Below are 23318 nucleotides of genomic sequence, written 5' to 3'. Positions count from 1 at the left end.
GAGAGGGGCGTGGCTGTGCGGCGCTCGGAGTTCGTCGAGGGCGGCTCGGACAAGGCCGTCGGCCCCGAGGACGAGGACGTCTTCGTCATGCCGGACGCCTGGCGTCGGGCCCTGATCCCGCGCCGGGGCGGCATTCCCCGGAAGCCGGCCGCGCCGGGGCAGAGCCCGGTGACCTCGTACCGCGACGGGCTGCGGCAGAGGGGGGACTGGCTGGAGCAGGCGCTCACCTCGGAGCACAGTGACCCGGAGCTGGTCGCGGCCGCCCGCGCCCACCGGTCCGGCAGCCGGGACCCGCTCGGTGCGGCAGTGCTCGCCGCCATGTTCTCGTATCCCCGCTGCAACGAGGTCGGCGTGGCCGTGGACGCCTGGGTGGCGGAGTTCGGCCTGCCGTTCGCGGCCAGGGCCACCGTCGAGCTGTTCACGACGGCTGTCGAGACCGACTGGAACAACCAGATGTCCGTCCACCCCCGCGCCCGGCGCGGGGCCGACCAGAGGCGCGGCAGGTACCGTCCCGCCGCGGACCGGGTCCGGTCGCTGCTGGCGGACTGTGACGAGGAGACCCACCGCGCGGCGGTCGAGGCCCTGACGGGCTGCCGGAACGACCTGACCCGCCTGGTGGTGGCGGCGTACCTGGTGCCGTCCGAGACCGCCTGGGTCGAGGAGTGCGTCGCGTCGGGCTCCCGACTGGACGGCGTCGAGTGGTCGATGCTGCTGTGCTCGCTCTCCTCGGCGGAACCGTTGGAGAAGCTCCCCCCGCTGCCGAGCCTGGGCTATGACGGTTGGTCCACCGAGATCATCGCGACCGTGGTGGAGGGCCTCGGCGGCGGCGTAGCACCGGTGATGCTGCACGACCTGACCACCAGCTACCACCACAAGGACGGCAGGAAGCGGATCCTGGACGCGCTCGCCGAGCTCCCCTCCGACGAGGGCTTCCGGGGGCTGCTGGCCCAGCAGGACGGCATCAAGTCCACCCGCGCCGCCCTGCTGGCCGGCGTCCGCCGCTTCCCCCGGCGTGCCCTGCGCCTGCTCGCCGAGGCCGCGGTGGCCTCCACCGACCCGGCCACGCAGCAGCTCGCCCGGCAGCTCCTCACCGGCCACGTCGCGGTTCACCGCGCGACCGCGCTCGAACTGCTGCCGGAGCTGACGCCGGAGCAGGCGGCCCTGGTCGAGCCGCTCACCGACCTCGGCGAGCGGGTGCCGGAGGTCGGCCCCGACTCGCTGCCGGAGCTGTTCGCCAGCCCGCCGTGGACGCGGCCGCGCTCCGCCGGCAAGCCCCGCGCGCTGACCGGCCTCGCCACGCCGCAGGAACCGCAGATGCGGTGGCTGCCGGGTGAGCGCGAGGCGTGGGCGGTGATCTCCAGGCCCGGGTACACGCACTGGTCGGACGACGACTGGCAGCGGGTCGCGGCCACGATCCGGGCCAGGATCGGGCAGCCCGAGACCCTGCGGCTGCACGGCGAACAGTACGCCGAGCTCGGGCTGTTCGTGCACGGCAAGGAGGAGTTGGCCCGGCCCCTGATCGCGCACTGGAGCGTCGGTGAGCGCGTCGGGTACGCCGGGGACGACCTGCGCCGGGTCGCCGCCCGCTTCGGGACGGACGCTCTCGAACCGATCCTGGCCGCGGCGATGAGGAACCCGGCCACGCTCGCGCCCCTGCTGCTTCCGTACCTGGACGCCCGGGTGGCCGAGACCATGGCGGACTGGCTGGTGCGCCTCAAGTCGGCCGGAAACACCGCGAGTTCCTGGTTCGTCCGGCACGGCGTGGACGCGGCCCGGCTGCTGGTGCCCGCCGCGTTCGGGAAGGCCGGGGCAGCCCGGCTCGGCGCCGAGCAGGCCCTGCGGGTGATCGCCGAGGCGCACGGCGCGGCGGCGGTGCGGGCGGTGGCCGGCGAGTTCGGGCCGAAGGCGGAGGAGGCCGTGGGCACGCTGCTGTCGGCCGACCCGCTGGTGACGGCGCTCCCGGCGAAGCTGCCCCCGCCCTGCGACTGGGCGGAGCCGGTGACGCTGCCGCAGCTGCTGCTGCGTGGCGGCGAGGGCGCCCTGCCCGCCGAGGCGGTGCGGCACGTGCTCACCATGCTCGCGCTGTCCGGCCCCAAGGCGTTCTACCCCGGCCTCGACGAGGTGGCCGGGCTGTGCGAGCCGCAGTCGTTGACGGAGTTCTGCTGGGCGGTGTTCGAGCAGTGGCGGCTGGCCGGCATGCCCGCCCAGGATGGCTGGGCGCTGCACGTGCTCGGCCGGTTCGGTGACGACGGGACGGTCCGCCGGCTGACGCCGGTGCTCCGCGCCTGGCCGGGCGAGGGGGCCCACCACCGTGCGGTGGACGGCCTGGAGGTGCTGGCCGCCATCGGCACCGACGTGGCTCTGCTGCATCTGCACGGCATCGCGCAGCGGGTGAAGTTCAAGGCGCTCAAGACCCGGGCCCAGGAGAAGATCTCCGAGGTGGCGGCCGGGCTCGGCCTGACCGGGGAGCAGCTGTCCGACCGCCTGGTCCCGGACTTCGGGCTGGACGCCGACGGGACCACCGTCATCGACTACGGCACCCGGACGTTCACGGTCGGCTTCGACGAGCAGCTCAAGCCGTACGTGCTCGACGCGGCCGGCACCCGCCGCAAGGACCTGCCCGCCCCGGGGGCGCGGGACGACGCCGAGCTGGCGCCCGCCGAGCGCAAGCGCTTCGCCGCGCTCAAGAAGGACGTCCGCACGGTGGCGGGGGACCAGATCCGGCGCCTGGAGGAGGCGATGGTCACCGGGCGGTCCTGGACGGCACAGGAGTTCGACCAGCTCTACATCGGGCATCCGCTGCTGTGGCACCTGGTGCGCCGCCTGGTGTGGCTGTCCGAGACGGACGGCAGGGTGACGGCGTTCCGCCTCGCCGAGGACCGCACCCTGGCGGACGTCCGGAACGAGGCGTTCGCGCTGACGGCCACGGCCTCCGTCCGGCTGGCGCACCCGCTCCTGCTCGGCGACGGCCTCGCCGACTGGTCGGAGCTGTTCGCCCACCACGAGATCCGGCAGCCGTTCCGTCAGCTCGGCCGCCCGGTGTACGCGCTGACCGACGAGGAGCGGGCCGGCCACCGCCTGACCCGCTTCGAGAACGGCCCGGTGCTGCCCACCGCCCGCCTGGTCGGCATGGAACGGCGCGGCTGGCGCCGCGGCGAGCCTCAGGACAACGGCATCGAACGCTGGCTGTCCCGCCGGATCGGGCCCGACCTCTACGTAGTGATCGCCCCGGACGAGGGCATCGCCGTCGGCACCCACGACTCCTACCCCGAGCAGCGACTGGAAACGGTGTGGCTCGACAGGCGCCCGGGCGACTACCGGACCCACAACCGCACCTTCCCGACCTTCGCCGAGCTCGACCCGGTGATCGCCTCCGAGGTGATCGCCGACCTCACCGAACTGACCACGCGGTGACACCCCACCACCCTCTCGACCAACACCCCGGGAAGATTGCCATGACCACGACCACCGCCGAGGAGGAGCTTCAGCAGCCGCCCACCGAGGTTCGGTAGGCCGAGAAGCCGGCGCCATCGCCCGCCGAAGACCGCGCCCCGCGCCCGCCCCGGGAGCCGAGCCTGCGCACGGTCCGCCGGTTCGTCGTCGGCTACGAGGCCCTCCACCACCCGCGAGTTCGTCGGGGGCCGACGGTCCGCGTCACGCGCACCCGACGAGCTTGAGACACACGTCGTCTGTCGTACTCGTGTCTCAAGTTCGGCGGGGACGTACCAGCCTTCGTTGGTGGGTGCCAGGAGGAGGTGTCGGATGCAGAGGCCGCTGCTGCCGTTGCCGGGGTGCGCGGGCCGAGCAGGATCCGGAGCCGAGCGCGGGCGTGATCGCCTCCCGGTCGGCCAAGGCGGACGCCGTCGTCGGCCCTGACAGCCGCGGCCTCGACGGCGGCAAACGGGTCAACGGCCGCAAGCGGCACGCGATGGTCGAAACCCTCGGCCTGCCGCTGGGGGTGATGGTCACCGCGGCGGACATCGGCGACCGCGCCGCCGCCCGGGTGCTGCTCGGCCGAGTCGCCGCCGCGCACCACCTGCTGGCGCTGGTCCGGGTCGGCGGCGGCTACCTCGGCAGCCCCCCGGCGGGCGGTGGGCGACGTGCGCAGGAGTCCTTTCGCCGGGCGCGGAGAAACCCTTTGCCCGCATGGTTCGCGTGACGAAGAAAATGACGGCGACCCGTTTCCCGGAGGAGGAGGCCCGGGAATGCGCCGAGAAATCTCGGAGCCCGCTCGCCATCCGCCATGCAATCACCTTCGGCCCGCATTCCGCCAGGAGGAACATCAGGCGGAAACCATGGGGAAGTTCCAGCAGAAGACGCACTGAACAGGCAAGATCGGCGAGAAACAGCCGGAGTGGCTTGATCGTACGTCAGTCGACTGTCGCGCCTGACGGGATTTGCGATATACCGTCCCGGGCACTTCCTGCCCGGCAATCCGCCAATCTCGTCCTGGCGTGATCACCTGCCGACCTCGAATCTCGAATGAGGGGAAATCACATGGCAATCGGACGACGGCAACTCCTCACCTCCGTCGCGCTGACCGCCCTCGCCGCACCCGTCCTGGCCAAGGGGAACACGACCCGCGCCTCCGCGGCCACGGCCACGGACACGGGCACGGGCACGGGTACGGCCGCGCGGATGGCCGCCGGCTCCGGGCCGCTGTTCATGCAGGTCGTCGCCCACGAGGACGACGACATCCTGTTCATGAACCCGGACCTGTCCAACGCCCTCGCCAACGGCACGCCGTCCGTCACGGTGTTCGTCACCGCAGGGAACATCACCGGCGACCCGTGCGCGGGCGGCTGCTGGGACCCGGCCGGCGACCCGCTGCGCACCTGGAACCGCCAGATGGGCGCCGTCAACGCCTACTCCCGGATGAGCGGGGTCGGCGACAACGACCCGGCGACCGACGAGATCGGGCACTGGGTGGTCGAGGCGTGGACGGTCGCGGGCAAGCAGGTCGAGCGGTACATGCTCAGGGACCGGTCGGTTCACCTGATCTTCCTCAACCTGCACGACGCCGGGCTCGCCAACGTGCTGAACGGCGGCACCGACACCACGGTCGTCCCGAAGGACAGCCCGCTGTCCGGGCCGTCGGCCTACACGGCGGCGGACGTCGTCGAGGTGCTGCGTCAGATCATGGTGACGTACCAGCCGACCGTGCTCCGGGCCCAGGACGAACTCCCGGACACCCGCTACAAGGACGACCACTCGGACCACGTCTCCGCCGCGAAGTTCGCAGGCATGGCGGCGAGCCAGTACGGCGGCTCGCTGATCCAGGTGAACTACCGGGACTACAACATCAGCGACTGCCCGGTGAACCTCGACCCGGCGACGGTCGGCGCCAAGGGAGTGTTCGTCTCCGAGTACGCCAGCCACGACCACTCGGGGAACTACGAGACCGCCTGGTTCTCCCGGATGTACTACCGCTGGTCGCGGGGCACCTCCTGGGCCGGGCTGAACCAGGACGGCCGGCCGCAGGTCTTCGTCGTCCGGGCGGGCTCCCTCTACACGTACTGGCGCCAGGGAGACGGCAGTTGGGGCGGCCCGGCGCGGTTCGCCGACCCGGGCGGGCGGCTGGCGCCGGGCATCGCCGTCGGCACCAACGCGGACGGCCGGATGGAGGTCTTCGCCCGCCGCCTGACCGACCACCACATCGTCTCCGTCCCACAGACCACGCCCAACGGCGTGTGGCGGGACAGCTGGGCCGACCTCGGCAACCCCAACGCCGGGCTCAGCAACGCGGGCCAGGTCGGCGTCCCCGCGGTGGTCGCCTCCCAGGACGGCCGGCTGGAGCTCTTCGTCAAGAACGGCGGCGGCGGCCTCAGCGCGATCCGGCAGACCAGCCCGAACGGCGCCTGGACGACCACTTGGGACGACCTGCACGGCACCGACATCCAGGACCCGGTCACCGCGATCCGCAACGGCGTCGGGAGGATCGAGGTCTTCGCCAGCACCCGCGACGGGGTCGTCAACTGGTGGCAGACCGCTCCGAACGACGCCTTCAACGGCCCGGGCCCGATCCCGAACTCCCGGCCGGCCAGCCCGCCCAGGGCCGCGCTCGACCAGGACGGCCGCATCGAACTCGCCTACCGCGAGGCCGGCACCGGCGCGATGCTCGTCAGCTACCAGACCCAGCCCGGCGGACCGTGGAGCCAGTCCCCGACCAGCCTCGGCGGCCACCAGGGCGTGGGCGAGCCGGCGATGGCCAACCTCGGCGGGCGGGTCGTCCTGTTCGAACGCAACGGCGGCGGCGGCGTGAGCACCACCGCCCAGACCGCCCCGAACGCCGGCTACGGCGCCTGGCAGGACCTCGGCGGCACCGTCCTCGACTACCCGACCGCCCTCGTCGACGGCGCCGGTGTCCTGTACGTCTTCGCCATCGGCACGGACGGCCGCGTCTACTACCGCACGGGCACGACGCCCACCAGCCTCGGCGGCTGGCAGGCCATGCCCCTGTGACCGCCGGTCCCGCCGACCGGTCGGGCACCTTCCCGACCGGCCGGCGGGCCGGGTCCGCGGAAGCGCCGGTGGGAGCGCTCTCACCGTTGCTGAGAGGCCGTCACGTCCCGTTGTTCCTTGCTGAACCAGTGGCGCGTGTCGCGGCTGACCTGGACATTAGGTGCTGCTACGCTCCCGATCCGTGTGGGATCGCTCCCATGCATCACCAAGATTCTGGGGGGTGACGTGTCGAAGGCACAACAAGGGGATTCGGCATTCGGGGGCATGCTGAGGGCGCTCCGTCGTGAAGTGGGATTCACACATGAGGAACTCGCCCGGCGTTCCCGGGTGAGTGTGAGGACGATCAGCGACATCGAGCGGGGCCGGGTACGCCGACCGCAGCGCCGCTCCGTCCAGCAGCTCGCGGAGGCGCTCGGCCTGGGGTCCTCGCGATTGGAATGGTTCCTCCGCGCCGCACGAGCCGTTCCCGGCAGCGGGCTCGATCAGCCGGACGGGAGCCGTCACGAGACCCCGGCCGCCGGGGAGGGGGACGAACAGCCGTCCGCAGTGGTCGTGATGGTCCTGCCGTTGAACGCGATCGGCGAGAGCGGTCCGTGCTGTCGGCGCCGCCGACGCTGTCCGCAACCCCGCCCGGCCGGCCCCCGCCACCTGCGCCGGGCGGGCTGACGGCCGTCCACGACCTGGAGTGGGCAACTGAAGCGCCCCGGCCGTAGTCACCCGGGGGCACCGGCCTGGTCGTCCAACCCGTGGGCGTACGCCAGCAGTTCGCGGGCCCGCACCGCCGCGTCGGCGACCAGCCGCTCCAGCGGGTCGGCCGCGTCCTGCCGGGCGGGCGGGGCGGGCAGCGGCGGCAGGTCGGGCAGCGGTGCCGGCCGGCGGCCGAACACCTCCTCGGCCGGCGTGCCGTCCGGCAGCTCGACCTCCGCCTCTTCCTCCCCCAGGCTGCCGACGATCGCCTGCATCAGCACGGCGGCCCGGACTTCCTCCCGCACCTGCTGCGCGCCGCGCCCGCGCAGCAGGAGCAGCAGCGTCGGGTCGTCGTCCAGCAGCCAGGACAGCTGGTAGCAGAGCGCGGCCGTGTGCTCGCAGGGGTGGTCGAACGCGTCGCAGTCGCAGTCCGCTTCCAGGTCGCCGTAGCCGGGCAGCAGCCGGACCCGGGCGTCCTCGGCGGCTTCCAGCAGGTCGGGCGGCAGGTCTCCGGCGAGCAGCTGCTCGATGACGTCCGGCCGGTCGGCGGCCTTCTCCCAGAGCAACTCCCAGTCGTCCTCGTCGAGTTGCTCCAGGGTGAGCACCGTCGTGAACGGGGTGTCGCCCTCGTGGCCGGTGGTGGAGAGGCGCCCGGGGCTGACGGTGATCGGTCCGAGCCGGCCGGTCCGCGCGCAGGCCCGGCCCTTCTTCAACGTGCGTTCTCCGAGGGAGGTGTCCTCCAGCGCGTCCGCCCAGGCCCTGCCCCACCAGGACTGGCCGCGTACCTGGCTGCCCCGGCGCGCGGTGAAGGCCGGGAAGCCCCGTGCGCCCGTGTCGTTCCCGCTCATCCCGCACTCCTCAGTTCGACCAGGTCGGCCAGCTCTTCGTTGGTCAGCTGCGTCAATGACTGTTCCCCGGCGCCGAGTACCGCGTCCGCCAGGCCCTTCTTCGCTTCGAGCAGGGCGGCGATCCGGTCCTCGACGGTGTCCTCGGCGATCATCCGGTGGACCTGGACGGGGCGGGTCTGCCCGATGCGGTGGGCGCGGTCGGTGGCCTGCGCCTCCACGGCCGGGTTCCACCAGCGGTCGTAGTGCACGACGTGGTCGGCGCGGGTGAGGTTGAGTCCGGTGCCGGCGGCCTTGAGGGAGAGCAGGAAGACCGGCACTTCGCCGTCCTGGAACCGGCGGACCATCTCCTCCCGCCGCGGCACCGGGGTGCCGCCGTGCAGCAGCAGCGTGGGAACGCCGCGCTCGCGCAGGTGTGCCTCCAGCAGCCGCGCCATGGTGACGTACTGGGTGAAGACGAGCGCTGCTCCGCCCTCGGAGATGATGGCGTCGAGCAGTTCGTCGAGCAGTTCCAGCTTTCCGGAACGGCCGGCCAGTGGGGTGCCGGCCGGTTCCTTGAGGAACTGCGCGGGGTGGTTGCAGATCTGTTTCAGGCCGGTGAGCAGTTTGAGCACCAGTCCGCTCCGGGCGATGCCGTCGGTGGCCGCGATCTGTGCCATGACCTCGCGGACCTGGGTCTGGTACAGGGTCCGCTGCTCGGGGGTGAGGGCGACCGGGCGGTCGGTCTCGGTCTTCGGCGGGAGTTCGGGGGCGATGCCCGGGTCCGACTTCTTCCGGCGGAGCAGGAACGGCCGGACCAGTTCGGCCAGCCGCTCGGCGGTGGGCCCGTACTCCCCCGACTGTGCCTGGTACTCCCCCGGCTCTGCCTGGCACTCCCCCGACTCCGCCTGGCACTTCGCGCGTTCGGCGTCGATGGCGGCGATCCAGCGCCGGCGGAACTGGCCGTGGGCGCCGAGGAGTCCGGGGGTGGTCCAGTCGAGGACGGCCCAGAGTTCGGAGAGGTTGTTCTCGACCGGGGTGCCCGTCAGCGCGATCCGTGCGCCACCGGGGATCAGCCGCAGCGCCTTCGCGGTGTCGGAGTGCGGGTTCTTGACGTGCTGGGCCTCGTCCGCGACGACCGCGCTCCAGCGGTGCGCGGCGAGCCGCCCGGCGTCCAGGCGCATCGTGCCGTAGGTGGTCAGGACGAAGCCCGAGTCGGCGCCGTCCAGCGTCCGGTCGGGGCCGTGGTAGCGGCGGACGGGCGTGCCGGGCGCGAACTTCTCCACCTCGCGCTGCCAGTTGCCCAGCAGGGAGGCCGGGCAGACCACGAGGGTGGGGCCGGCGCTGTCCGGGTGCTGCTGGCGCAGCAGGTGCAGCGAGATCAGCTGGACGGTCTTGCCGAGGCCCATGTCGTCGGCGAGGCAGCCGCCGAGGCCGAGCGAGGTGAGGCGGTCCAGCCAGCGCAGGCCGCGCAGTTGGTAGTCGCGCAGGGTGGCGGCGAGCGCGGCGGGCGGCTCGACCGGCTCGGTGCCGCCGTCGGGTTCGGCCAGCCGTCGGCGCAGCGCGAGCAGCCAGGGGCTGGACGCGATCCGCACCTGCGTGCCGCCGATCTCGGTGTACCCGGTGAGGGCGACGGCGAGTGCCTCGACGGCGGTGAGCGGCGGTAGCTCGCGTTCGCGGAGCTTGCGGGCGAGGTCGGCGTCGATGAGTACGCACTGGCCGCGCAGCACGGCCAACGGCCGTTCGTTGGTGGCGAGTTCGGCCGTCTCCTGCTCGGTGAGGGGTTCTCCGTCGAGGTCGAACTGCCAGCGCAGATCGACCGTGCCGTCACCGCCGAAGAAGCCTCGCGGGTCGGTGGGCGCGGCCCGCTCGCCGCCGAGGACGGCACGGGCGGTGAGGGAGCGGACGGCGTGCTCGGGCCACTGCACCTCGACGCCGTGGGCGGCGAGCCGGTCGGCGGTGTCGCCGAGCAGCTCCTGCACCTCGTGGTCGGCGAACTCCACGGCGGAGGGCACCGGCAGCAGGCGGGCGAGCGGCTGCCAGATGTCGGCGGCCCGCCGCAGGGCGAGCACGGTGTCGGCCTGCGCCCGGGGCCCGAACCCGGCCGCCCCGACCCCGGTGAACAGCTCGTGCACGTCGGCGCGGACGGTCGGATCGGCCAGGCTGGACACCTGCGGCACCACCCGCAGGCCGGTCTCCGCCAGGCTGGCCACCTGCGGCACCGGCCGCAGGCCGGTCTCCCCGCCGCCGGACACCACGTCCAGGCGCAGCGTCAGCCGGATTCCCGAGTCGAGGCCGGCGGAGATCTCCTCGGCCCAGCCGCGCAGTTGGGGCACGTACTGCGGTTCGACGGCGGCAAACGCCTGGCGGCCGGCCAGCGCGGGTGCGTCGGCGGTGCGCGGCAGAGTGTCGGCGACCGCGTCGACGAAGGACCGCAGCAGCCCGTCGACGTCGGGCAGCAGCAGCGGCCCACCGGGCGGCACGGGCAGCGGAACGGCGAGCACCTCCGCCGGTGCCGCCGCGGCCAGTTCGCGCAGGCGCCGGACGTCCTCCGGGTCGAGCGGGCCGACCCGCCAGGTGTCGTAGCCGGCTTCGGACACGCCGGGCAGCAGCCGTTCGCGCGCGGCGAGGTGCAGGGCGAGGGCGGTGGCGGCGCCCCAGAACGCGGCGCTGGGCGTGCTGGATTCGCGGTGCAGCCGGCGGGCCAGGGTGAGCGCGGGCAGCGCCTCGGCGACGGTCAGGCGCAGCACCGGGCAGCGGCGCACCGCGAGCGCGCCGCCGTCGGCGGTGACCAGGTCGGCCTCGCCGGGCTCGCCGAACGTCGGCCGCGCACCCGCGTACCGGTACACGAGCCTCCCGGTGCGCGCCGGATCGCCCGGCTCGAAGGCCACCGCGCACTTCGCCAGCAGCTCCGCCTGCTCGCGCGGCATTCCCGTCATCTGTTCCGCCCCCTGCATTGCCCTGATCTCAACTCCCGTTGCCCTCAAGCCCCTTACTGGGGATCCTCGGGGTGCGGCCCGGTCATGTACGGGTTCGGCTCGCCCTCGGCGAGCACCCCCACTAACGGTTCGCCCTCCCCCGCGAAGGTGTACGCGCCGCCCTCGATCCGCCCGATCAGGCCGTGCGTCCATTCCGCTTCGCTGTCGGCCGAGTGCACCCACATGTTCATGATTTCGCCGATGTGCCCGAGCTGTTCGGGCCCGTCCTGCGGCACGTAGTACCCGGTGACCTCGGCCCGCCACCGCTCCAGCCCCGCGATCCGCTCCCGGAGCAGCGCGACGGCCTCGTCCCGTGGCAGGTCGACGATGAACCCGATGGCGGCCGAGAGTACGTCGAGCTTCTGGTCGTACGAGGTCAGCGCCTCACGCAGCAGCTCGAAGTACTCGGCGGTGCCCTGCTCGGTCATCTCGTACTCGACCCGCGGCGGTCCGCCGACGGCGCTCGGCGCGACCTCGTGCGCGACCAGCAGCCCCTGCTTCGCCATCTGCTTGAGCGCGTGGTAGATCGAGCCCGGCTTGGCGCTCGACCACTCGTGCGCCCCCCAGAACTCCAGGTCGTTGCGCACCTGGTAGCCGTGCGCCCGTCCGTGCTGACGGACCGCGCCGAGCACCAGTAGCCGGATGGCGGACATGAGTGGCTCCTTACTCGCCAAGACCTTGCCGGGATCAGACTAATCAAATTTGACCAGCTGCGCGCAACAGATTACCGTCCCAGGCTAGTCAAGTTTGATTACTGCACTACTGCCTGGATCACTTGCGGGAGGGGAACGCTTTGAACGACCACGACCCGGCGATCGCCGTCGAGGACCTACGGAAGAAGTACGGACGCAAGCAGGCCCTCGACGGCCTCGACCTCACCGTCCACCGGGGCACCGTCCAGGGCATCCTCGGCCCGAACGGCGCCGGCAAGACCACCGCCGTCCGCATCATGTCCACCCTGCTGCGCCCCGACACGGGCCGGGTCCAGGTGGCGGGAATCGACGCCCTGACCCGCGCCGCCGAGGTCCGCTCGCGAATCGGCCTGCTCGGCCAGTACACCGCCGTCGACGAGGAACTCAGCGGCCGGCAGAACCTGGAGATGTTCGGCCGCCTCCACCACCTCGGCACCCGCCGCGCCGCCGCCCGCGCGGCAGAACTCCTCACCCGGTTCGAACTCACCGACACCGGCCCGAAGGCCGTCAAGCACTACAGCGGCGGAATGCGACGCCGCCTCGACCTGGCCGCCTCCCTCATCCGCGACCCCCAGGTGCTCTTCCTCGACGAACCCACCACCGGCCTCGACCCCCGCGGCCGCACCGAGGTGTGGAACGCGGTCCGCTCCCTGGTCGACGGCGGCACGACCGTCCTGCTGACCACCCAGTACCTCGAGGAGGCCGACCAACTCGCCGACCGCATCGCGGTGATCGACCACGGAAAGGTCATCGCCCAGGGCACCCCGGACGAACTGAAGACCGCGACCGGCGGCGACCGCATCGACGTAGTCCTCCGCGACCCCGGCCAACTCGCCCTCGCCGCCGCCCTGTTGCCCGGCGAGACCACCGTCGACGAGGACCGCCGCCTGCTCAGCGCCCCGGTCCGCGACCGGATGGCCGCCCTGACCGAGGCCGTGCGCGCCCTGGAAGCTGCCGGCATCGTCGCCGAGGACATCGCAGTACGGCGGCCGACACTCGACGAAGTCTTCCTCCACCTGACCAAGACGGAGACAGCATGAGCACGGTAACGAACCTCCACTGGGCCACCGCCGACTCCTGGACCATGACCAGGCGCGAACTCGCCCACTGGGCACGCCAACCCGTGCGGGTGGTCGTCGGGTTGGCCTTCCCGGTGATGATGCTGCTGATGTTCCACTACCTGATCGGCGGCGGCCGGGGTGTCGAGGGCGAGTTCAAGAACTACCTGCTGCCCGGCATGCTCACCATGACCATGGCCTTCGGCCTCGAATCCACCATGCTCTCCGTCACCCAGGACCTCGGCAAGGGCATCATCGACCGCTTCCGCTCCATGCCGATGACGCCCGGCGCCGTCCTGATCGGCCGCAGCATCGCGGACATGCTCCAGTCCGCCCTCGGCCTGACCGTCATGCTCGCCGTCGGCTACGCGATCGGCTGGCGCCCGCACAGCACCCCCGCCTCGTCCCTGGGCGCGGTGGGCCTCCTCCTGCTCCTCCGCTTCGCCATGCTCTGGATCGGCATCCAGCTGGCCATGCTCGCCGGCCGCCCCGAACTGGTACAGGCCGTCCAGATCCTGGTCTGGCCCGTCAGCTTCCTCTCCAACGCCATCGCCTCCCCCGACTCGATGCCGGCCTGGCTGGGCGCAACCGTCGAATGGAACCCCATGTCCGCCACGGCCACCGCAGTCCGCACCCTGTTCGCACCCCGCCCGGAACGGACGGCTCCTGGGCCACGACCCACGCCGAACTGCTGGCGGTGGCCTGGCCGTTGGCCCTGGCGGCAGTCTTCCTCCCGCTCGCGGTGCGGCGCTTCAGGGGCCTGAGCCGGTAACTGCCCGACAGGGGACAGTGGCGGGCCCTCGGGGGTACCCCGAATACCACGAGGCCCGCCACTGTCCGCACTTCGCCTCTCTTACTGCGGCGCGGGCTGCCGACCGCGCGCCGCTGTCCCCACCACAACTGGCCGTCAGCCCTGTTAGCCCGGCCAGGCAGCGGTGTTCCACCGACCGAGTCACCGCCGCGGCCGTCCTCGCAGCCGGGCGGGCTTCCGGGTACGCATCGGGCTCGACGGGGACCGTCCCCGTCCGACACACCCCACCCAGAACCTCAGGAGGCCGCCATGGCCCGCACCAAGCCCCGCGTCCTGATCGCCCTCGCCGCCCTCGGCGTCCTGGCCGCAGGCGCCGCGACCGCCGCCGTCGCCGGGGCCGTCGACAAGCCTGCCGGCAAACCCGCCATTGCCGCCCCCGACGCCCCGGCCGCCGGGGATCGCTCGGCCCAGGCCACGTACGACCAGGTCGTCAGCGACTTCGTCGACGTGGCCGGCTCCCACGGGAACGCATTCGCCACCGCGACCTGCCCGCCCGGCGAGGTACCCATCGGCGGTGGCGCCGCGACCAGCGACATCGACATCTTCCTCACCGACTCCCACCCGAACGGCGACTCCTGGATCGTGGCGGGCACCAACACCAGCTCCCAGACCGAGTCCATCCGCGCCTTCGCTGTCTGCACCACTCCCTGACTCACGAGTCGGACCGCCCCGGGCCCGACGCCCGGGCCGTCCGCCAACCGCGCAGGCCGGACGTGCACCGGCGCGGTCAGCGAGGACCGGCGACCGGCGACCGGCTCCAGGCAGCCGGTCTCCAGGTCCATCAGGTAGGACAGTGCACGGCGGTCGGCGCCGAGCACACCCAGAAAGAGATCGACCGCGCCGTCGACGTCCTCGTACGAGCGCTCCACCGCGAGCTCGACAAGCTGGTCGGGATACATCAAGCGGCTGACCATGAACTTGACGCCCTTGATCCCGAAGCCGGCGCCCTCCACCTCGCCGAGGTCGTCCCAGCCGTGTTCCAGCGTCAGCCGCAGGCGCTGGACGACTGCCTCCATCGGCACGCGCAAGCACGCCACGAGCCGGTAGTTCCGGGAGGCGAGGACCAGCAGGCTCTGCTGGAGCGCCGGATTCCTGCCCGGGTAGGGGCCCCGAACGGCCGGCTCCCACTCCCGTTTCGGCCCGGGAATCTCAATCTCCGCCATTGCCAGGCTCCCCCTTCTGCGACCTGTTCCAGCTCAACGCGCCAACGGCAGCCGGGAGCCGGCATTCCACGACAGGTCAGCCTGCCGGACCGACCGACGTAGCTCCTCGCCATCCATGCCAAGTGGGTGGTCGTCGCCCCGCGTCCGGCAACGTAGTCGTGGTGCAGCAGGCCGATCACCTCCCAGCCGGACCGGCCGGGCAGCCATCCCCGCGCTCGTCGGCGTTGCTCCCTCGACGATGAGACTGCCCTGGAGTGCCTGCGGCCACCTGACGGCCCGGGCTGTGGGTGCCGGGCCCGTCAGGTGGCCGCGGGCTTTCAGGTGGCCAGGAAGCGTTCGTGGAAGACCTGGCAGTCGGGGGCGGCGCGGCGGACCGCGTCGACCATGGGTGGGGGGCCGCAGACGTAGAGGTCGGGGGCGGGGCCGGTGTGTTCGGCGAGGGCGGCGGCGAGCAGGTCGGCGGGGGTGCCGACCGGGCCGGTCCAGGTGGGGTCGGGCTCGCGGACGCAGAACTCGTGGCGGAACGCTGGGAGTTCGGCGGCCACTGCCTTGAGCTCGTCCTCCCCGAAGAGCTCCTCGGGCGTGTTGGCGCCGAGGAACAGCCGGGCCGGCTGCGGGTCCTGCCACTCGGCCATCTGCCGGGCCATGGCGAGGAGGGGGGCGAGGCCGGTGCCGCCGGCCAGCAGCCAGCGGGGGCGCAGCCCGGTCTCGTGGAGGCCGAAGGCGCCTTGCGGGCCGTGGACCGTCAGCGGGTCGCCGGGGCGGACGCGTTCGGCGAGTGGTCCGGAGAACGCGCCGTCGGGGCGGAGCCGGATGTAGAACTCCATCCGGCCTTCCCAGTTGCCGGTGTTGGCGAGCGAGTAGGCGCGTTTGACGCCGGTGCCGGGCAGTTCGAGTTCGGCGAACTGGCCGGCGTCGAACTGGCAGTCGGGGCTGTCGGTGAGGGTGACCTCGAGCCGGACGGTGTCCCGGGCGACGGTGGTGATCGACGCCACCTCGGCCAGCCGTTCCGGTACGCCGCCGTACAGGATCCGCGACTGCGGGTACGGGAGTTCGGCGGTGAGCGGCCCGCGTGGGACGGTGCGGCACAACAGGACGCCGCGGCAGGCGAGTTGGTCGGGCGGGAGGGCCTGGTCGCTGTGCGGGCCAAGGTCGTACTCGCCGGAGGTGACGGTGGCGTGGCAGGAGCCGCAGGTGCCCTGCTTGCAGGAGGCGGGCAGTGCGGCCCCGGCCTCGGCGGCCGCATCCAGGACGGTGCCGCCGGGTGGGCAGTTCAGCTCCAGCCGGGCGCCGTCGGTGGTGGTCAGCACCACTTGCTGATCGGTCACTTCGCGGCCGGTTCCAGCGCGGCGGCGAGGTCGGCTGCCGGGTCGCCGATCAGCCGCAGGTCGAAGCGCTGGACCAGCGCGTCCACCAGGTTCGGGGTGAGGAAGCCGGGCAGCGTCGGGCCGAGGTGGATGTTGCGGATGCCGAGGGCGAGCAGGGCGAGCAGTACGGCGACGGCCTTCTGCTCGGTCCAGGAGAGGACCAGAGTCAGTGGCAGGTCGTTGAGCTCGCAGTCGAAGGCCTCGGCGAGGGCGGCGGCGATCCGGATCGCCGAGTGGGTGTCGTTGCACTGGCCGAGGTCGAGCAGCCGCGGGATGCCGTCGATGTCGCCGAAGTCATGCCCGTTGAAACGGTACTTGGCGCAGCCGAGGGTGAGTACCACGCTGTCGGCGGGCGCGCCGACCGCGAAGTCGGTGTAGTAGTCGCGTCCGGGGGTGGGCCCGTCGCAGCCGCCGACCACGAAGAAGTGGCGGATGGCGCCGCTGCGTACGGCGGCGGTGACCCGGTCGGCGACGGCGAGCACGGCGTCGGCGCCGAAGCCGACGGTGAGCATCCGCTCGGGCTCCTCCTCCGGCGAGGCGGGGAAGCCGGGCAGTGCGCGGGCGGCCTGCAGGACGGGGCCGAAGTCGCCCTGGGCGAGGTGGCGCACGCCGGGCCAGCCGACGGGGCCGGTGGTGAAGATCCGCCGCCGGTAGCTGCCGTGCGGTTCGATGATGCAGTTGGAGGTCATCAGGATCGGGCCGGGGAACGCGGCGAACTCGCGCTGCTGGTCCTGCCAGGCGCCGCCGTAGTTGCCGACCAGGTGCGGGTAGGCCTTCAGCAGCGGGTAGGCGTGCGCGGGCAGCATCTCGCCGTGGGTGTACACGTTGATGCCCTGGTCGGCGGTCTGCTTGAGCAGCTGCTCCAGGTCGTGCAGGTCGTGGCCGCTGACCAGGATGGCCTTGCCCGCGACAGGCGTGGTGCGCACCGCGGTGGGCTGCTGGGCGCCGTACGCGCCGGTGTTGGCGGCGTCGAGCAGCTCGATGGTGGCCAGGTTGAGCCGGCCCAGGCCGACGGCGCGCTCCACCAGGTCGGCGACGTCGGTGGGTTCGCCCGCGAGGTGGGCGAGGGCGCTCTCCACGCCGCCGAACACCTCGGCGCTCTCCTTGCCGAGGACGTGCGCGTGGTGGGCGTACGCGCAGATGCCCTTCAGCGCGTACAGGTGCAGCGCGCGCAGGCCGACCACGTCCGGTCCGACCAGGGCCAGGCCGGCGTCCACGCCCACCTCGGCGGCCTGCCGCAGCAGCGCGTCCGGGTCGTCGGCGGGCTGCCAGGCGGCGGGGCCGGTGAGTTCGCGCGGTTCCTGTCCGGCGGCCCGGGCGGCCTCCTCGTAGGCGGCGCGGGCGCGTTCGCGGTGGGCGACGGCCTGCTGGATCAGCGCGCCGAACCGCGACGGGTTGAAGTTCACGTTGGTGAGCGTGGTGAACATCGCGTACAGCACGAACCGCGACGCCTCGTCGTCCGCCGCCCCGAGGGTGCGAGCCTCCACGGCGTACTGGGCGATGCCCTTCGCCGCGTGGATCAGCAGATCCTGCAGATCGGACGTGGCGGCGTCCTTGCCGCAGTTGCCGATCGCGGCCGCGCAGCCGGGAACCGTCCCGGTACGGTCGGTCTGCTCGCACTGGTAGCAGAACATGCGGTCCTCCTGGACTCTTGCCTCGCGCCCCGGGGCCGACGGACCCCACGCACGGTCGTGCCTCCACGCTACGAACCCCGCCCGCGCCGCCGCAGGTCCCGTACGTCCCCGCGCCCCGGGCCTTCCGGCCCCTCTCGGCGGGCTCGGCCGGGCCGCAAGTCCCTTGCCGCGAACGGCCGGTGGCAGCCGTTCGATTCTTCCCGGGCCGGGCGTCCGATCGCTGTTGATCCGTTGTTGATCGGCGGGGGCCAGCATGGGGGACGTGCCGGTCCCGGGGGTGGGTTCGAGTGGTGATCGGCCATCAGTTTCGGCGCGGCCCCGCTGCGGGGCCGCCGAGATCACGGGTGGAACAGATCATGCGTGTCCGTCAGCTCTCCGTCGCCGCCGTGGTGGCGGCCCTGGGTGTGTCCCTCGCCGCGTGCGCCGACGACCGGCCGTCCGGCCCCGTCGCCCCGGCCGCGCCCGCCGGGCCCACCGCCCCGGTGGCGCCCGTCTCGGCGGAACTCCCGGTGTCGCCCGTCCTGGCGAACGCGCCCAGCACGCCCGCCACGCCCAGCACGCCCGCCACGCCCGCCACGAAGGGGACGCGCCCGTGCACGGCGGCGGACCTGCGGGCGACGGTGGCGGCGGGCTCGGTGGTGTCGGCCGCGGACCGGCCCGCGGTGGAGCGGATCGAGCTGGCCAACCGCAGCGCCGCCACCTGCACCATGCAGGGCTTCCCAGGCGTCGACCTGGTGAGCGACGGGACGACCTGGAGCCTGCCGCGCTCCCGTTCGACGCAGGCCCGGCAGGTGACGCTGCCGCCCGGCGGGACGGCGTACGTGCTGATCGACTACCAGCCGTACCGGGGTCGCGGGCAGCGCGGCCAGTCCGAGTTCAAGGTCACCTCGATGGTGCTGACCCCGCCGAACGACACCGGCAGCCTCACCGTCCACTGGGAGGGCGCCAACCCGCAGGACCACCGCACCACCACCCAGCCGGACACCCAGGTCCGTCCGGTCACCGCCACCCGCTGAGCCCGCAGCCGGTCAGGACGCGGACGAGGACTCGGGGTCCGGACGGACCGCGCCGAGGATGGGGAGCATGGTGATGGGCGCGAGCTTGATCACCGTCCCCGGGTGCGGGGCGTGCACGACGGTGCCGCCGCCCACGTAGAGCGCGACGTGGCTGGCGTCGTTCTGGTAGATGATCAGGTCGCCGGGCCGCAGGTCGCGCAGCGGGATCCGGTGCAGCGCCGCCCACTGCTCCTGGCTGGTGCGCGGGACGGGGACGCCGGCCGCCAGCCAGGCCTGCGAGGTGAGGCCGGAGCAGTCGAACGCGTCGGGGCCGGTGCCGCCCCACAAGTACGGCTTGCCGCGCTGGCCGAGCGCGAAGGCGATGGCCTTGCGCCCGGCCTCGGACGCGCTGCCACCGGGGCCGAACACCCCTGCGGCGAGCATCTGCTGACGGGACTCGTCGGCGCGGTCGTAGTCCAGCTGCTCCAGCAGTTCGAGCTGGTCGGCGGGGGTGGAGTCGAGCAGCTGGGCGGTCCGGGCGGCGGCAGTGCGGGCCCGCTCCACGGCCTGCTGGGAGTCCTGCGCGGCGGCGGCCGCCGCCTCCTCGGCCTGCCGTGCCTGCTCGGCCGCCAGCACCAGCCGTCCGCGGGCCTCGCGCACTTCGTTCAGCACGTCGGCGGCGCTGTGGGACCGTTCGAACGCCTGGTGCTGGTGGCCGAGGAAATCCTCGGCCCGCTCGGAGAGGAACAGCCGGGCCAGCGGGCCGAGCGACCCGAGCGGACCGTTGCGGTACTGCTCGGCGACCAGCCGCGCGGCCTGCGTCTCCGCCTCCTCGACCCTGGCCCGCTGATGGTCGGCCTCGGCTGCCGCGTCCGCCGACTCCTTCTTCCTGCGCTCGAGTTGGACGCCCGCTGCGGTGGAACGCTGCTCCGCCGTCTCGGCCTCGTGCCGGACCTCGGCGAGGTCCTTGCCCAACTGGTCGAGCGCCGCCCCGGCCGGCTGACCGGCCACCTCCTCCCCCGCTGCCTCGCCACCGGCCACCTCCTCCCCCACCGACTGGCCGGCCTCCTCGCCGGCCTGCTCGCCCGCCGTCTCGCCGTCGGCCGCCTCCTGGACGGTCTCGTTGTCCGGAACGGGCAGCGGCTCGGCGACCGCGGGTGCGGCAATCGTCAGCAGCAGCGCCACGACCAGCGCCAGCACTGTCGCTCGCCAGGACCGGGAGGTGCCACGGGACATGAGAGTCCACCGCCCTCGTTCAACTGCACCGGACGCACCACTGACCGGTCGGGCCCCCTGAACCCACCGGCCGCCGCACATCCATCGGATGATCGGAACCCGGCCACTCTGCCACCCGCCCCACCCACTCCCCCGCAGGCCGGGCCCCGAATCCCCGAGTCTCACTCACCCGGCGGCAGCCTCCCCCACGACGGCCCAACCCAGCTTGCGGGCCTGCCCGGCGACGATGTCGAAGTCCGCCGAGGCCCGGAGTGACGCGACGACGGCCGGGGTCAGCGGGGCGCCCGCCAGGACGGCTGCCACCGCGTCCCGATCGACGGGCCGCTCGTAGTAGTACTCGGCGAAACCCACGAAGGCGTCCGGGCTCCCGTCCACGACGAGGTCGAACAGCCAGCCGCCGCCGTCCGACTCGTGGGGGCCGAACTCCACCGGCCCGCACCGCCAGGCGCTGTCACCGGCCTCGCGCCACGCGCACACCGAGGCGTCGAAGAACCCCTCGAACTGGAACTCCGGCTCCTTCGCGTAGCGGGCGAGCGAAGCGGGCAGCCCGTCGAGCAACCCGGGCCAGTGCGCGCGGTCCTCCTCCCGCCACGGCGTCGCGTCGCTCTCGTGGTCGAAGCCGTAGAGGAACACCCCGGCCGGGTCGAACACGATCGCGTACAGGTCGCCCCCGCCGTTCTCCATCCGCGCCAGATCCACGCCCTCCCGCCAGCCGGGCACGAACGTGTGCACGAGTTCGTACCCGTCGAGGATCACGTCGAGCATGGCGATCGCCCGGCAGCGGTCGCGCAGCACAGCGGGTTCGGGCAGCAGGGACACCAGTTCACGAACAGTCATGGCGCCCATTCAACAGTGCGTCACCGACACCCCTGACCTGTGCCTTCGCTCCGCCCGGGAGCGGGGGCGGCGGGCCCGTGGTTACGTGGGGCGCATGACCGGTCGTCAGCGTTCGGGGTACCTGGGGGCGGCGGGCGCGTTCGCCGTCTGCATGGCGGGCACCACGCTGCCCACGCCGCTGTACGGGCTGTACCAGGAGCAGATCGGCTTCTCCGAGCTGATGGTGACGGTGGTGTTCGCCGTCTACGCGTTCGGGGTGATCGGCGTGCTGCTGCTGGTCGGCAACGTCTCGGACGCGGTGGGGCGGCGCCCGGTGCTGCTGGTCGGGCTCGGCTGCGCGGCGGCGGCCGCGGTGGCATTCCTGGCGGAGGGGGGTCTGCCGCTGCTCTTCCTGGGCCGGCTGCTGTCCGGACTGTCGGCGGGCCTGTTCACCGGCACCGCCACCGCGTACGTGCTGGAACTCGCCCCGCCCGGCCGCCGGGCCCGCGCCGGGTTCGTGGCCACCGCCGCGAACATGGGCGGCCTCGGCCTCGGCCCGCTGCTGTCAGGGCTGCTCGCCGAGTACACCTCCCACCCGCTGACGCTGCCGTACCTGGTCCATCTGGCGCTGCTGGCCGCCTCGTTCGCCGTCACCTGGCCGCTGCCCGAGACGGTGCCGGACGCCGAACCGCTGCGCGCGGCGCGCCCGCGCCGGCCGAGTCTGCCGCCGCAGGTGCGCGGGGTGTTCGTGCCGGCCGGGATCGCCGCGTTCGCCGGGTTCTCGCTGCTCGGGGTGTTCACCTCGGTCAGCCCGGCGTTCCTCGCCGAAGACCTGGACGTGCACAACCACGCCGCGGTCGGCGCGATCGTCTGCCTGGCGTTCTTCGCGTCCACCGGCGGCCAGCTGCTGGTGCCCCGACTCGGCGCGGCCCGGGCGATCCCGCTGGGCTGCCTGGTGCTGATCGCCGGACTCGGCCTGCTCGCCCTGTCCCTCGCCACCGACACCCTGACGCCACTCGTCCTGGCCGCGCTGGTGGGCGGCACCGGCCAGGGCATGGGGCTGCGCGGAGCCGTCGGCGAAGTGGCGGACGCGGCCCCCGCCGAGGAGCGCGGCGGGGTGCTGTCGGCGCTGTTCGTGGTGGCGTACTTCGGCATCTCGGTACCGGTGATCGGCATCGGCCTGCTCAGCGGCCCGCTCGGCCTCACCCACGCCGGCCTGGTCTTCGCCGCCTGCATGGCCGCCCTGGCGGCCGCCTCCGGCATCTACCTGCTGCGCCGCAACGTCCGCCCGCCCGCGGTACTACGGAATCACCGCGACGAGGACGCCAGGCGATGAACGGTCGGGGACGGGCGGTGGCGGCGGCGCCACCCGCCCGACGCCCCGTCAGTGAACCGCCTCCGGGAAACCCTCAAGACGCTCGCCGACCCGCTTCCCGCGGCATCGGCCCCGCCGGACGCTCGACAAGCCGCCCCTCCGTCACCGTCTCCCCCCGCCGGAACTGCTCCAGCGTCAGGCCGAGGTCCACGCCACTCGGCAGCCGACACCGTCAACTGACGCCCCCTCAGCCCTCGGCGGTCCGGTGCCGCTGTCGGCGGCGGGACGGGTCTGATACCGTCCCGCCATCGGATTTGAACGCGTTCAATAGCGGGGGGAACATGGAAGCCGTCGACACTGTGGAGCAGTCGGACCGGGTACCTCGATCGGGGCGGATCCTGGCGGCGCTGGCGGTGCTGTGCGCCGCACCTGCCGTGTTCTGGATAGTGGTCTACGTCCCCGGGGCGCCCTTCGACGGCATGGTGGGGCTCGGAGCCGCGGCCACCACCGCGCCGTTGTTCACGCGGGACGCGGCCGCCTTCCGGACAAGCTGCCTGATCACCGGTTGGGCACTGTTCGCCGTCTCCGTTCTCGGCTTCCTCTTCGCGCTGTTCGTGCTGATGCCGGCGAGCTTCGTCCTTCTCATCGCGGCAAGCCAGGCCCGTCCCCGGCCCCCACGGTTGCCGATGACGTACGGCATCGTGGTGTCGGCAGCAACCCTGGGCTTCGCCGGCTGGGCGCTCGGCACCCCGTTCTTCCTCGAGCCGGACGTTCTCCTCGCCACCGTCCAGGAGGGCAGCCCCCTCCTGAAGAGGGGCCACAGCACCCCGGTCCCCTCGGACTTCGGCCACGGCGCCGTCAGCGTCTACCTGACCGAGACCGGCGGGGCGCCGGGCGGCACACTCCACGTCCGTTTCGCCCCCCGCACTCCGGCTGCCGACCTCGCCGAACTACGGCGGGCCGTCGCCGGCCTGCCGGGCGTCAGCAACCTCAGGATCTGCAACCAGCAGGACCCGACCTGCCACTGACCGCCGTCACCACCCATGCCGGCACAGCCCCCGCCGCACCGCCAACCCCTCGGCGCAGGCGAACAGCGGCTCCACACGGTCGACGACGACATGCGCGGACGTCAGCACCAGCCGTCTGCCGACCGCCGACCGCGTACCAGGACCCGGGTCCGCCCGTCCCGTTCACTCCGGCGAGCCGAAGCCGTTCCACTCATGCCCGCTGAAACCCGTTCCCGCTGTGGGAACCGTGGAGCCCGCGCGCCGGCCCCGCAG

General features: G+C 73.0%; 16 protein-coding genes and 1 pseudogene. 10 read left to right on the top strand and 7 right to left on the bottom strand.

Annotated elements, in window-relative coordinates:
- Positions 1–9 precede the first annotated feature (9 nt).
- The 4 genes from ACIHEI_RS28855 to ACIHEI_RS28840 all read left to right on the top strand — a co-directional run bounded on the left by ACIHEI_RS28855 (position 10) and on the right by ACIHEI_RS28840 (position 7128).
- Entirely contained in the window at positions 10–3414 is a 3405-nt protein-coding gene (locus ACIHEI_RS28855; RefSeq protein ID WP_396608720.1) for a DUF4132 domain-containing protein, read from the top strand.
- 415 nt (positions 3415–3829) lie between these two features.
- Positions 3830–4159, top strand: coding sequence for a transposase (locus ACIHEI_RS28850; RefSeq protein ID WP_396608719.1), 330 nt, complete (start codon positions 3830–3832; stop codon positions 4157–4159).
- Between the two features lie 338 nt (positions 4160–4497).
- On the top strand, positions 4498–6462 hold the full coding sequence (locus ACIHEI_RS28845) for a PIG-L family deacetylase (RefSeq protein WP_396608718.1): 1965 nt from the start codon (positions 4498–4500) through the stop codon (positions 6460–6462).
- 264 nt (positions 6463–6726) lie between these two features.
- Positions 6727–7128 (top strand): helix-turn-helix domain-containing protein, encoded by a 402-nt coding sequence (locus tag ACIHEI_RS28840; protein ID WP_396608740.1) that lies wholly within the window; start codon positions 6727–6729, stop codon positions 7126–7128.
- 47 nt (positions 7129–7175) lie between these two features.
- Here ACIHEI_RS28840 and ACIHEI_RS28835 read toward each other — a convergent pair whose 3' ends face one another.
- Genes ACIHEI_RS28835 through ACIHEI_RS28825 form a run of 3 tightly spaced genes read right to left on the bottom strand, consistent with a single transcriptional unit; the run spans position 7176 to position 11604 of the window.
- A complete protein-coding gene (locus ACIHEI_RS28835; RefSeq protein ID WP_396608717.1) occupies positions 7176–7997 on the bottom strand; it encodes an SWIM zinc finger family protein in 822 nt (273 codons plus the stop codon).
- Positions 7994–10912 (bottom strand): DEAD/DEAH box helicase, encoded by a 2919-nt coding sequence (locus tag ACIHEI_RS28830; protein ID WP_396608716.1) that lies wholly within the window; start codon positions 10910–10912, stop codon positions 7994–7996. Before ACIHEI_RS28830 ends, ACIHEI_RS28835 begins: the two co-directional genes overlap by 4 nt.
- Positions 10913–10965: 53 nt before the next feature.
- Complete coding sequence (locus ACIHEI_RS28825) at positions 10966–11604, bottom strand: PadR family transcriptional regulator (protein ID WP_396608715.1); 639 nt, start codon at positions 11602–11604, stop codon at positions 10966–10968.
- Positions 11605–11744: 140 nt separating this feature from the next.
- Here ACIHEI_RS28825 and ACIHEI_RS28820 point away from each other — a divergent pair, with 140 nt between their 5' ends.
- The 3 genes and pseudogenes from ACIHEI_RS28820 (at position 11745) to ACIHEI_RS28810 (ending at position 14163) form a co-directional block, all read left to right on the top strand.
- Positions 11745–12683 carry an ATP-binding cassette domain-containing protein gene (locus ACIHEI_RS28820; protein ID WP_396608714.1) on the top strand — a complete coding sequence of 313 codons (939 nt, stop codon included), beginning with the start codon at positions 11745–11747 and terminating at the stop codon, positions 12681–12683.
- Positions 12680–13473, top strand: a pseudogene (locus ACIHEI_RS28815) (ABC transporter permease). The gene ACIHEI_RS28820 and the pseudogene ACIHEI_RS28815 overlap by 4 nt, the downstream one beginning before the upstream one ends.
- A gap of 288 nt (positions 13474–13761) precedes the next feature.
- Positions 13762–14163, top strand: coding sequence for a hypothetical protein (locus ACIHEI_RS28810; RefSeq protein WP_396608713.1), 402 nt, complete (start codon positions 13762–13764; stop codon positions 14161–14163).
- 829 nt (positions 14164–14992) lie between these two features.
- Here the strand turns inward: ACIHEI_RS28810 and ACIHEI_RS28805 are convergent.
- Positions 14993–16003, bottom strand: coding sequence for a 2Fe-2S iron-sulfur cluster-binding protein (locus tag ACIHEI_RS28805; protein ID WP_396608712.1), 1011 nt, complete (start codon positions 16001–16003; stop codon positions 14993–14995).
- Positions 16000–17676, bottom strand: coding sequence for a hydroxylamine reductase (hcp, locus tag ACIHEI_RS28800; protein ID WP_396608711.1), 1677 nt, complete (start codon positions 17674–17676; stop codon positions 16000–16002). Before hcp ends, ACIHEI_RS28805 begins: the two co-directional genes overlap by 4 nt.
- 356 nt (positions 17677–18032) lie before the next feature.
- Here hcp and ACIHEI_RS28795 point away from each other — a divergent pair, with 356 nt between their 5' ends.
- The gene (locus ACIHEI_RS28795; protein WP_396608710.1) at positions 18033–18692 is read left to right on the top strand and encodes a DUF4232 domain-containing protein; all 660 of its coding nucleotides are present in this window, start codon (positions 18033–18035) and stop codon (positions 18690–18692) included.
- A gap of 12 nt (positions 18693–18704) precedes the next feature.
- On the opposite strand, the gene ACIHEI_RS28790 is transcribed toward ACIHEI_RS28795, so the two are convergent.
- Positions 18705–19907 (bottom strand): C40 family peptidase, encoded by a 1203-nt coding sequence (locus ACIHEI_RS28790; protein ID WP_396608709.1) that lies wholly within the window; start codon positions 19905–19907, stop codon positions 18705–18707.
- A gap of 165 nt (positions 19908–20072) precedes the next feature.
- Positions 20073–20744: a hypothetical protein gene (locus ACIHEI_RS28785; protein ID WP_396608708.1), complete on the bottom strand. Its 672-nt coding sequence runs from the start codon at positions 20742–20744 to the stop codon at positions 20073–20075.
- A gap of 94 nt (positions 20745–20838) precedes the next feature.
- Between ACIHEI_RS28785 and ACIHEI_RS28780 the strand changes: the two genes are divergently transcribed.
- On the top strand, positions 20839–22059 hold the full coding sequence (locus ACIHEI_RS28780) for an MFS transporter (protein ID WP_396608707.1): 1221 nt from the start codon (positions 20839–20841) through the stop codon (positions 22057–22059).
- A gap of 320 nt (positions 22060–22379) precedes the next feature.
- Positions 22380–23066 (top strand): hypothetical protein, encoded by a 687-nt coding sequence (locus ACIHEI_RS28775; RefSeq protein WP_396608706.1) that lies wholly within the window; start codon positions 22380–22382, stop codon positions 23064–23066.
- Positions 23067–23318 lie beyond the last annotated feature (252 nt).

Origin of the sequence: Kitasatospora sp. NPDC051984 (genome assembly GCF_044593455.1) — a bacterium.
Lineage (GTDB): Bacteria > Actinomycetota > Actinomycetes > Streptomycetales > Streptomycetaceae > Kitasatospora.
The sequence above is the reverse complement of the archived record's forward strand: the minus strand, read 5'-3'. Positions and strand labels throughout refer to the sequence as shown.

Bases quoted from the DNA above. Each gene is read 5' to 3' on its own strand.
- ACIHEI_RS28825 (WP_396608715.1), bottom strand. From the start codon at position 11,604: ATGTCCGCCATCCGGCTACTGGTGCTCGGCGCGGTCCGTCAGCACGGA.
- ACIHEI_RS28785 (WP_396608708.1), bottom strand. From the start codon at position 20,744: ATGACTGTTCGTGAACTGGTGTCCCTGCTGCCCGAACCCGCTGTGCTG.
- ACIHEI_RS28780 (WP_396608707.1), top strand. From the start codon at position 20,839: ATGACCGGTCGTCAGCGTTCGGGGTACCTGGGGGCGGCGGGCGCGTTC.
- ACIHEI_RS28840 (WP_396608740.1), top strand. From the start codon at position 6,727: ATGCTGAGGGCGCTCCGTCGTGAAGTGGGATTCACACATGAGGAACTC.
- ACIHEI_RS28830 (WP_396608716.1), bottom strand. From the start codon at position 10,912: ATGACGGGAATGCCGCGCGAGCAGGCGGAGCTGCTGGCGAAGTGCGCG.
- ACIHEI_RS28795 (WP_396608710.1), top strand. From the start codon at position 18,033: ATGCGTGTCCGTCAGCTCTCCGTCGCCGCCGTGGTGGCGGCCCTGGGT.
- ACIHEI_RS28835 (WP_396608717.1), bottom strand. From the start codon at position 7,997: ATGAGCGGGAACGACACGGGCGCACGGGGCTTCCCGGCCTTCACCGCG.
- ACIHEI_RS28775 (WP_396608706.1), top strand. From the start codon at position 22,380: ATGGAAGCCGTCGACACTGTGGAGCAGTCGGACCGGGTACCTCGATCG.
- ACIHEI_RS28810 (WP_396608713.1), top strand. From the start codon at position 13,762: ATGGCCCGCACCAAGCCCCGCGTCCTGATCGCCCTCGCCGCCCTCGGC.
- ACIHEI_RS28845 (WP_396608718.1), top strand. From the start codon at position 4,498: ATGGCAATCGGACGACGGCAACTCCTCACCTCCGTCGCGCTGACCGCC.
- hcp (WP_396608711.1), bottom strand. From the start codon at position 17,676: ATGTTCTGCTACCAGTGCGAGCAGACCGACCGTACCGGGACGGTTCCC.
- ACIHEI_RS28790 (WP_396608709.1), bottom strand. From the start codon at position 19,907: ATGTCCCGTGGCACCTCCCGGTCCTGGCGAGCGACAGTGCTGGCGCTG.